Genomic DNA, 9,543 nt, shown 5'->3' with positions numbered 1-9,543 from the left:
AACCTCGTCGCCAAGGAGCTGGGCGTTAAGGTCGAGATCATCGCGGTGACCAGCGCCAACCGCATCCCCTATCTTCAGACGCGCAAGGCGGATCTTGTGATTTCGAGCCTGGGCAAGAACCCGGATCGCGAGAAGGTCATCGACTTCTCCGCGGCTTACGCACCGTTCTTCTCCGGCGTCTACGGCACCAAGGACAGCAAGATTGCCAAGGTCGAGGATCTCGCCGGGCAGACCGTCGGCGCCACCCGCGGATCGATCGAGGAGCAGGAACTGTCCAAGACGGCGCCGTCGAGCACGACGATCAAGCGCTACGAGGACAACAATGCGACCATCGCGGCCTTCATCGCCGGCCAGGTCGACCTGATCGCCACCGGCAACACCGTGGCGGCCGCAATCGCGGAGAAGAGCACAGGCCGTGCGCCGACCCTGAGATTCGTGATCAAGGACTCGCCCTGCTATGTCGGCCTCAACAAGGAGGAGCCGGCCCTGCTCGCCAAGGTCAACGAGATCATCGCCAAGGCCAAGAGCGGCGGAGAGCTCGAGAAGCTTTCGCAGAAGTGGCTGAAGGCCTCCCTGCCGGCCGGCTTCTGATCCGCCTCAGCGCACGCACGGAGCGACCTGGCGATGACCTACAAGCTCCACTTCGCTGACCTGCTGCCCTACTGGGACCTGCTGCTGAAGGGGCTGGTCTTCACCATCCTGCTGACGATCGTGTCGACGGTCGCCGGCATTGCGCTCGGCACGCTCGGAGCCTCGGCCCGCAGCTTCGGCCCGCGCTGGCTCGACCGGCTGACCGGCGCCTATGTCGAGGTGATCCGCAACACGCCGTTCATCGTGCAGTTGTTCTTCATCTTCTTCGGGCTGCCGGCCGCCGGCATCAAGCTCAACGAGACGACCGCAGCGGTGCTCGCGATGACCGTCAATCTCGGCGCCTACTCGACCGAGATCATTCGGGCCGGAATTCAAGCGGTGCCGAAGGGACACATCGAGGCCGGCGTAAGCCTTGCCATGAGCCGCCTGCAAGTGCTGCGCTACGTCGTTCTCAAGCAGGCCTTCGAGAAGATCTATCCCGCGCTGTCGTCGCAGATCGTCATCGTCATGCTGGGATCGGCGGTCGTCTCGCAGATCTCGGCCGAGGATCTGACCTACGCGGCCAATTTCATCCAGTCGCGCAACTTCCGCGCCTTCGAGGTCTATCTCGTGGTTGCGGGCCTGTATCTGCTGCTGGCGATCGTCACCCGGGCGGCCCTGCGGGGCATCGGGCGCCTGGTGTTCCGGGGGCCTGGGCGATGAGCGACTTCTCCTTCTGGGTGATCCTGTCCAACCTGCTCTTGGCGACGCGCTGGACCGTCGCGCTGTCGCTGGTCGCGTTCGCAAGCGGCGGCCTCGTCGGTCTTGCGCTGCTGTTCGCGCGGGTCTCGCGGATCGGCTGGCTTGAATGGACGACGAAAATCTATGTGGAGTTCTTTCAGGGCACGCCGCTGCTGATGCAGCTCTTCCTGTTCTTCTTCGGGGTCGCGCTGTTCGGCATCGAGGTCAGCCCATGGCTTGCGGCCTGGCTCGCGCTGACGTTCTGGACCAGCGCGTTCCTCACCGAGATCTGGCGCGGCTGCGTCGAGGCCATCCCGAAGGGACAGTGGGAGGCCGCCGACACGCTGGCGATGAGCTACATGCAGCAGATGCGGTACGTGATCCTCCCACAGGCGTTCCGGATCGCGATCCCGCCGACGGTCGGCTTCTCGGTCCAGGTCGTCAAGGGCACGGCGCTCGCCTCGATCATCGGCTTTGTCGACCTCACCAAGGCCGGCACCATGCTCAACAACGCCACCTTCCGCCCGTTCCTCGTCTACTCGCTCGTCGCGTTGATCTACTTCGCGCTCTGCTTCCCGCTGTCGTGGTTTGCCCACCGCCTGGAAAGGACGTCCAATGTCGCTCGTTAGCATTCAGAACGTGCGCAAGAGTTTTGGCGCAGTCGAGGTGCTCAAGGGCGTCTCGGTCGAGATCCCGCGCGGCGCCGTGGTCGCCATCATCGGCAAGTCGGGATCCGGCAAGAGCACCCTGCTCCGCTGCATCAATGGGCTCGAGACCTACGACGCGGGCGGCATTTCGGTCGACGGCATCGACGTCGCCAAGGCGCGCGCCGACTTACGCGATCTCCGCCGCAATGTCGGCATGGTGTTCCAGCAGTTCAACCTGTTTCCGCACCTCACCGCCGCCGAGAACGTCATGCTCGCGCCCCGCGTGGTGAACCGGGAAGGCGAGATCCGCGCCAAGGAGCTCGCGAAGGAAATGCTGGCGAAGGTCGGACTAGCCGACAAGGCCGGCAATTATCCGTCGCAATTGTCGGGCGGCCAGCAGCAGCGCGTCGCGATCGCGCGGGCATTGGCGATGCGCCCGAACGTGCTGCTGTGCGATGAAATCACCTCCGCGCTCGATCCCGAGCTCGTCAACGAAGTCTTGCGGGTGATCGAGCAGCTCGCCAGGGACGGCATGACGCTCATCCTCGTGACCCACGAGATGCGCTTCGCGCGCGACGTCGGAACCAAGCTGGTCTTCATGCACCAGGGCAAGGTGCACGAGGAAGGGCCGCCGAAACAGCTCTTTGCCAACCCGACGACACCGGAACTGGCGCAATTCGTCGGTGCCTCCCTGCACTGACGAAACGACATCGAGCGGCTCAAGAAGAAACGTACAGACAGGAACGCAGCCCCAGATGCGTGAGCAAGCATCACCGCGCCTCGGTCCGGGCATCATCGCCCGCATCGAGGAACTCGGCCAGATTTCCGAGACCCCGGACGCGCTGACGCGCGTCTATCTGTCCTCCGAGCATCGTCGCGCCGGGGATCTGCTGGCAGGCTGGATGCGTGAGGCCGGCATGTCGGCGCGGGTCGACGCGATCGGCAATGTCGTGGGCCGCTACGAGGGCGAAGAGTCACGGCGACCGGCCCTGCTGCTCGGCTCGCATTACGACACGGTGCGCGATGCCGGCAAATGGGACGGCCCACTCGGGATCGTCACGGCCATCGCCTGCGTCGCCGAACTGAACCGGCGCGGCAAACGCCTGCCTTTTGCAATCGAAGTGATTGCGTTTGCCGACGAGGAAGGCGTGCGCTTCGCTTCGACGCTGCTGGGAAGCCGCGCCGTCGCCGGAACGTTTGACGAAGGCACGCTGAGGGCCCGCGACTCCGACGGCGTATCGCTTCGCGAGGCCATGCAACGCTTCGGACTTGATCCCGATCACATTGGCGCGGCCGCCCGCGCGCCCGGCGAGTTTCTTGGCTATATCGAGCTCCACATCGAGCAGGGCCCGGTGCTGGAGGCGCAAGCCCTGCCTGTCGGCGTCGTCTCCGCAATCAGCGGCGCGACCCGGCTGAACGTGACGCTCGAGGGAATGGCCGGCCACGCCGGCACCGTGCCGATGGCCATGCGCCATGACGCCCTCACGGGCGCCGCCGAATGCATCGTCGCCATCGAGACCCAGTGCCGCAACGACATCGGACTGTTCGGCACGGTCGGCTATCTCAGAGCCGATCCCGGCGCCTCCAACGTCATCCCCGGGCGCGTCATCTTCACCATCGACATGCGCTGCGCCTCGGATGAGCACCGGCGTCTCGCCGTCGCGTCAGCCGTCAAGACCATCGAGCGCATTGCCGAGACGCGCGGCCTGCGTCCCCAGATCGACGTGACCCATGAGGGCCGGAGCGTTCCCTGCGCCTCCTGGCTCGCGACGCAGATCTCCGAAGCGATCGTCCGCTGCGGTTTTGCGCCGATGACATTGCCCAGCGGCGCGGGGCATGACGGCATGGCGATCGCCGACATCACCGATATCGGCATGATCTTCGTGCGCTGCCGCGGCGGCGTCAGTCATCATCCGGACGAGCACGTCGACGACGCTGACGTCGAGACCGGCGCGCGCGTGCTTCTGGACGTCATCGAAAATTTTCGCGACGAGGGTCGCAAGAAGGAGAAAAATAATGGATGATCTTCGCGTCACCGCCGGCCCGTTCACGTTCGGCGCCAGATTCGAGAGCGAGCTCGCACCAAAAACCTGCGCGGCCTTCCGCAAGCATTTGCCGTTCGAGAGCCAGGTGATCCACGTCCGCTGGAGCGGCGAAGGCGTGTGGATTCCCCTCGGCGATCTGGCCTTCGGTGTCGACTACGAGAATCACACCAGCTATCCGGCCCCCGGACAGATCATTCTCTATCCCGGCGGCATCAGCGAGACCGAAATCCTGCTCGGCTATGGCGGCGTCCGGTTCGCGAGCAAGATGGGCCAGCTCGCCGGCAACCATTTCATCACCCTGACCTCGGGCCTCGAGAACCTCGCCGCGCTCGGCAAGATGGTGCTGTGGCAGGGCACGCAGAAGATCGTGTTCGAAGCGGTCTAGCTGGAACTGGCAGTCGCAAGGAACCAGCGCGCACACCGACGTCACGTGGGAACCTCCTTTGGGGAACGAATGCCCTCTCCCGGTCTTGTCCCTCGCGAGGGCAGTTTCGGGACGAAGGAGGACATTGAATGAGGACAGTTGCAATCGCCCTGTTGGCGGGCATTAGCGCGCTGGCAGCAACCGGTGCCGCGAAGGCGACCGATATCTATTCGACCGGCGAATACGCCAATCCGGATCTCGTGCAGCAGGTGCGGCTCGTCTGTGACGATGCCGGCAACTGCTATCGCACCCGTGGCGGGGCGCGCGTGATCGTGCGCGATTCCTACAATTACATGCCGCGCGACCGCTATTACGAGCGCCGCGTCTATCGCGATCACACCTGGGACGACGGCCCGCGCGCCGGTGTCGGCATTCGCGCGCCCGGCGTCAGCGTCGGCGTGGGTGTCGGCGACCGCTGGTAATTCCATCCCATGATGGACGAGGATCGGACGGCTCGCGCCGTCCGGTCCTTTTCGCATGCGCTCAGGCGGCAACCGCCTGCTGCTGGAACTGCTCGAAGGCAGCGATCGCATCCGCCGCATACATCAGCGAGGGTCCGCCGCCCATATAGATGGCCATGGCCAATGTCTCTTCGAACTCCTCGCGGGTCGCATGCAGCCTGACCAGCGCCTCGGTATGGAAGCCGATGCAACCGTCGCAACGCGTGGCAATTCCGATTGCAAGCGCAATCAGCTCCTTGGTCTTCTTGTCGAGCGCGCCTTCGCGGGTCGCCGCTTTCGCAAGCGCCGAAAACCCCTGCATCGTGTCGGGAATGTCCTGGCGCAGCTTTTTCAGGTTGGCCGATATCTGCCTGGTGATTTCAGGGTAGTTCTTGTCCATCTTGTCCTCGTCAGTTCGGTTCGGCATGAGGCGCTTCGCGCGGCGTGCGAAGTGCGATGTAGATCGCGGGGATGACGAGCACGGTCAGCAGCGTCGACGACGCGAGCCCGAACAGCAGCGAGATCGCCAGCCCCTGGAAGATCGGGTCGAGCAAAATGGTCGCGGCCCCGATCATGGCCGCGAGCGCGGTCAGGAGGATCGGCTTGAAGCGGACGGCGCCGGCCTCCAGCACGATTTCGCGCAGGGACCTGCCCTCGGCCCCGCTATGGCGGATGAAATCCACCAGCAGGATCGAGTTGCGCACGATGATGCCGGCAAGCGCGATGAATCCGATCATCGAGGTGGCTGTGAAGGGCGCGCCGAGCAGCCAGTGCCCGATCAGGATGCCGATCAGCGTCAGCGGGATCGGCGTCAGGATGACCAGCGGCAGGCGGAAACTTTTGAACTGGGCCACCACCAGCACATAGATGCCGAGGATCGCAGCGCCGAAGGCTGCGCCCATGTCGCGGAACGTCACCCAGGTGATCTCCCACTCGCCGTCCCACAGCAGCGTCGGGCGCTGCTCGTCCGTGGGTTGCCCGTGCAGGCTGATCGCAGGTTTTGGCACGCTACCCCAGTCATGGGCATCGACCTGCTTTGCGACTTCGAGCATGCCGTAAAGCGGCGCCTCGAAGCGGCCGGCAAGCTCGGCCATCACCATGTCGGCGAAGCGCCCGTCGCGGCGGAAGATCACCGGCGAGCCCTCTTCCATCGTCGCCTTCACGACCTGGCCCAGCTCGACCACCGTCTTGCTGCCCGGCAGCGTGTTGGCGGGAACGGGAGTGGACGCCAGCGCCTCGTCCCAGACCAGGCTGCGCTTGGGCAGATGCACCGCGATCGCGATGGGATTGCGGTCCTCGCCGCGATGCGAATAGCCGACCGAGGTGCCGCCGAACAGGACCTGGATCGTGTCGTAGACGTCGCGCTGCTCGACGCCGAAGAACTCGAGCCGGTCCTGGTCGATCGACAGCCGCAGCCGCGGCCGCTTCTCGCCGATGGAATCGTCGACGTCGACGATGAAGGGCACTTTTGCAAAAACCTTCTTCAGCTCGGCCGTGACGGCACGGCGCGTCGCCGCGTCAGGTCCGTAGATTTCCGCGAGCAGCGTCGCAAGCACCGGCGGACCCGGCGGCACCTCGACCACCTTGATGCTGGTGCCATCGGGCCGATCGAGCGCCTTGAGCTTCTCGCGCAGCTCGAGCGCAATGTCGTGGCTCGCCCGCTTGCGCTCGCCGCGAGCAGTCAGGTTGACCTGCACTTCGCCCAGCTCGGGCTTCTCGCGCAGATAATAGTGCCGCACGAGGCCGTTGAAATTGAACGGCGCCGGCGTGCCGGCATAGGATTGCAGCGAGGTGACCTCCGGCAATTGGCGCGCGATCTCAGCCGCGCCGAACAGCGTGCGCTCGGTCGCTTCGAGGCTCGCGCCTTCCGGCAGGTCGACGATAACAGCGATCTCGGACTTGTTGTCGAACGGCAGCAGCTTGACTGTCACCGACTTGGTCGCGAACAGCGTCATCGACAGCAGCGTGGCGATGCCGACGCCGAGCAGGAATATCCAGGCCGAGCGCTTGCTCCTGACGATCGGCGTCGCAAAGCGCCGGTAGAGGCGGCCGAGCCGGCCCTCGTCATGCGCATCATGCGCGGCCGTCACTTCACCCCTCGGCGCCAGCTTCAGCATCAGCCACGGCGCAACCACCATGGCGACGAAAAACGAAAACAGCATCGCAGCCGAGGCGTTGGCCGGAATCGGCGCCATGTAGGGGCCCATCAGCCCGGACACGAACAGCATCGGCAACAGGGCGGCGACGACGGTGAGCGTCGCAACGATGGTGGGATTTCCGACCTCGGCGACGGCCTCGATGGTCGCCTGCAAGCGCGGCCGGCCGTCGCGCATGCCCCAGTGACGCGCGATGTTCTCGACCACGACGATGGCGTCGTCGACCAGGATGCCGATCGAGAAGATCAGCGCGAACAGGCTGACGCGGTTGATGGTGTAACCCATCAAATTGGCGGCGAACATCGTGAGCAGGATCGTCGTCGGAATCACGACGAAGGTCACCAGTGCCTCGCGCCAGCCGATCGCGATCGCGATCAGCACGACGATCGAGACGGTCGCGAGCGCCAGGTGGAACAGCAGCTCGTTCGCCTTCTCATTGGCGGTTTCGCCGTAGTCCCGCGTCACCGTCACCTGGACGTCGTCCGGGATCAGGCGCGACTTCAGCCCTTCCAGATGCCTGGCGATGTCCTCGGAGACGATAACCGCGTTGGCGCCGGCGCGCTTGGCAAGCGCCACGCTGACCGCGGGCGTCCGCGTCCACTGCCCCTTGCCGTCGCGCGCATCGTTCCAGACCCGGTGCTCGATCGTACTGGGGCCGACGATGACGGACGCCACGTCCTTGACGTAGACCGGCCGGCCGTCGCGGGTCGTGATGAGCAGCAGCCCGATATCGGGAATGCCTGAGAGCGTTTGGCCGGCTGCGACGTTGCGCATGGTGCCGGCATCGCGGACCTGGCCCGCCAGGAACGAGCGGTTGGCGTCCTTCACCTTGGCCACGAGCTGCTGCAGCGTAATGCCGTACAGCGACAGCTTTTCCGGATCGGGCTCGACCTTGATCTGCTGGGCCGCACCGCCGGAAATGTAGGTCAGTCCGATATTGTCGACCTTCATCAGTTCAGCGCGCAGTTTCTCGGCGAGCTCATAGAGGTCCTTGTCGGTCCAACGCGCGGCCGCTTCCGGCTTGGGCGACAACGTCAACACCGTCACTGCGACGTCATTGATCCCTCGGCCGACGATCAGGGGTTCTGGAATGCCGACCGGGATGCGATCGAGATTGGCGCGGATTTTTTCGTGGACGCGCAGAATGGCATCCTCGAACTTGGTGCCGACCAGGAAGCGCGCGGTGACCATCACGCGATCGTCCTCGGTCTGGCTATAGACGTGCTCGACGCCGTCGATGCCCTTGACGATCGATTCCAGCGGCTTGGTCACCAGCTCGACGGCATCGGGTCCACGCAAGCCGTCCGCATTGATGCGGATGTCGACCATCGGCACGCTGATCTGCGGCTCCTCCTCGCGCGGAATCACGACGACGGCCATCAGGCCGACGACGAGCGCGGCGATGAGGAACAGCGGCGTGAGCGGCGATGCGATCGTCGCTTTGGTCAATCGTCCTGACAATCCGAGATTCACGGCCGCACCAACTGGTCGCCGGCACGGATGCCGGACAGGATCTCGAGCCCGTCGGGGAGCGCAGGCGTCGGCATGTCGCGGCCGCGCTGCACGGGCACCTCGACCGAGCCGTCAGCCTTGCGGAGCTGGACATAGTCGATGCCGAACCGCGTCTTCACGTAGCTTGCCGGGATCACGAAAGCCGGCCGCGAACCGCCCGAAATCCATACTCGAAGCCTGTCGCCGACAAAGTATTCGCCGAGCCCGTCCACGGTCGCGTCCGCAATGACGCGCCCCTCCTCGATCTGCGGATAGACCAGCTCGATCACACCCCATTTGGACGCCTCGCCGCCCAGCTCGGCGCCATCGACACGGATCTTGTCGCCGGCCTTGAGGGCACGCGCATGCCGCTCGGGTACGCGCAGCCGCAGTTTGAAATTCTGCTGGGCTACGGTGGCGATGGCATCGCCGGGCAGCACGACTGAGCCGACGGTGACGAGCTTCTTCAGCACCCGACCGTCCGACGGCGCCAGCACCTGGCCTTCGCTGAGCTGCTGGTTGATCACGGCTCGCTCGGCGGTCTTGGCCCGCAGGCCGTTCTCGGCGACGTTCAACGCCGTGCGCTGCTCGTCGAGCTTGACGCGCGGCAGCGTGCCGCGCTCGACCAGCCCCTCGATACGCGTGAAGTCGATCTGCGCCTGGTTCGCCTGCGCCTGCAGTGCTTCGATCTGCGCGTCGAGCGACTTCATCTGCAAAGCGAGCTTGTCGTCGCCGATCGCGGCGATCGCCTGACCGGCGCTGACGCGGTCGCCTTCCCTCACCTTGAGCTGGACCACGGTACCGCCGATGCGGCCGCGTGCAGGCACGACGCTGATGCTCTCCACCGTCGCGAACACGGCCTTTTCGTCGGCAACGTTCTGTTGCGTCACAGTAACCAGTTCGGCCGCCGCAAGGCGGATCGGGACAAGAGCGGCGCCAAAGGCTGCCGCCAATCCCAAGGTGAGCACAACGCGTCGCATGGGACATACCCGCGAAATCATGGAACCATCGCGCCGCTTTGCGCGGCGT

The 9,543-nt window shown here is 65.1% G+C and carries 10 protein-coding genes; 7 read left to right on the top strand and 3 right to left on the bottom strand.

Features of this window, described 5'->3' with window-relative positions; all coding sequences use genetic code 11:
• The 7 genes from C2U70_RS04415 to C2U70_RS04385 form a co-directional block, all read left to right on the top strand.
• On the top strand, positions 1-591 hold a 591-nt coding region (locus C2U70_RS04415; RefSeq protein WP_140976640.1), incomplete at its 5' end, for a transporter substrate-binding domain-containing protein.
• A gap of 33 nt (positions 592-624) precedes the next feature.
• Complete coding sequence (locus C2U70_RS04410; protein WP_140976639.1) at positions 625-1,293, top strand: amino acid ABC transporter permease; 669 nt, start codon at positions 625-627, stop codon at positions 1,291-1,293.
• Entirely contained in the window at positions 1,290-1,940 is a 651-nt protein-coding gene (locus C2U70_RS04405) for an amino acid ABC transporter permease (RefSeq protein WP_140976638.1), read from the top strand. The genes C2U70_RS04410 and C2U70_RS04405 overlap by 4 nt, the downstream gene beginning before the upstream one ends.
• The gene (locus tag C2U70_RS04400; RefSeq protein ID WP_140976637.1) at positions 1,927-2,658 is read left to right on the top strand and encodes an amino acid ABC transporter ATP-binding protein; all 732 of its coding nucleotides are present in this window, start codon (positions 1,927-1,929) and stop codon (positions 2,656-2,658) included. The genes C2U70_RS04405 and C2U70_RS04400 overlap by 14 nt, the downstream gene beginning before the upstream one ends.
• 55 nt (positions 2,659-2,713) lie before the next feature.
• Positions 2,714-3,982 carry an allantoate amidohydrolase gene (locus C2U70_RS04395; protein ID WP_140976636.1) on the top strand — a complete coding sequence of 423 codons (1,269 nt, stop codon included), beginning with the start codon at positions 2,714-2,716 and terminating at the stop codon, positions 3,980-3,982.
• The gene (locus tag C2U70_RS04390; RefSeq protein ID WP_140976635.1) at positions 3,975-4,388 is read left to right on the top strand and encodes a DUF3830 family protein; all 414 of its coding nucleotides are present in this window, start codon (positions 3,975-3,977) and stop codon (positions 4,386-4,388) included. Before C2U70_RS04395 ends, C2U70_RS04390 begins: the two co-directional genes overlap by 8 nt.
• A 128-nt stretch (positions 4,389-4,516) precedes the next feature.
• Positions 4,517-4,849: a hypothetical protein gene (locus C2U70_RS04385; protein WP_140976634.1), complete on the top strand. Its 333-nt coding sequence runs from the start codon at positions 4,517-4,519 to the stop codon at positions 4,847-4,849.
• Positions 4,850-4,910: 61 nt separating this feature from the next.
• Here C2U70_RS04385 and C2U70_RS04380 read toward each other — a convergent pair whose 3' ends face one another.
• From C2U70_RS04380 to C2U70_RS04370, 3 genes are read right to left on the bottom strand one after another with little or no spacing between them, the layout of a single operon-like run.
• Complete coding sequence (locus C2U70_RS04380) at positions 4,911-5,267, bottom strand: carboxymuconolactone decarboxylase family protein (protein WP_140976644.1); 357 nt, start codon at positions 5,265-5,267, stop codon at positions 4,911-4,913.
• 10 nt (positions 5,268-5,277) lie between these two features.
• Positions 5,278-8,496 (bottom strand): efflux RND transporter permease subunit, encoded by a 3,219-nt coding sequence (locus C2U70_RS04375; RefSeq protein ID WP_140976633.1) that lies wholly within the window; start codon positions 8,494-8,496, stop codon positions 5,278-5,280.
• Complete coding sequence (locus C2U70_RS04370; RefSeq protein WP_186294056.1) at positions 8,493-9,494, bottom strand: efflux RND transporter periplasmic adaptor subunit; 1,002 nt, start codon at positions 9,492-9,494, stop codon at positions 8,493-8,495. Before C2U70_RS04370 ends, C2U70_RS04375 begins: the two co-directional genes overlap by 4 nt.
• Positions 9,495-9,543: the final 49 nt, after the last annotated feature.

It is taken from the genome of Bradyrhizobium guangdongense (assembly GCF_006483445.1).
Lineage (GTDB): Bacteria > Pseudomonadota > Alphaproteobacteria > Rhizobiales > Xanthobacteraceae > Bradyrhizobium > Bradyrhizobium guangdongense_A.
Note: the sequence above shows the minus strand (reverse complement) of the source record. Positions and strands in the feature narration are given on the sequence as shown.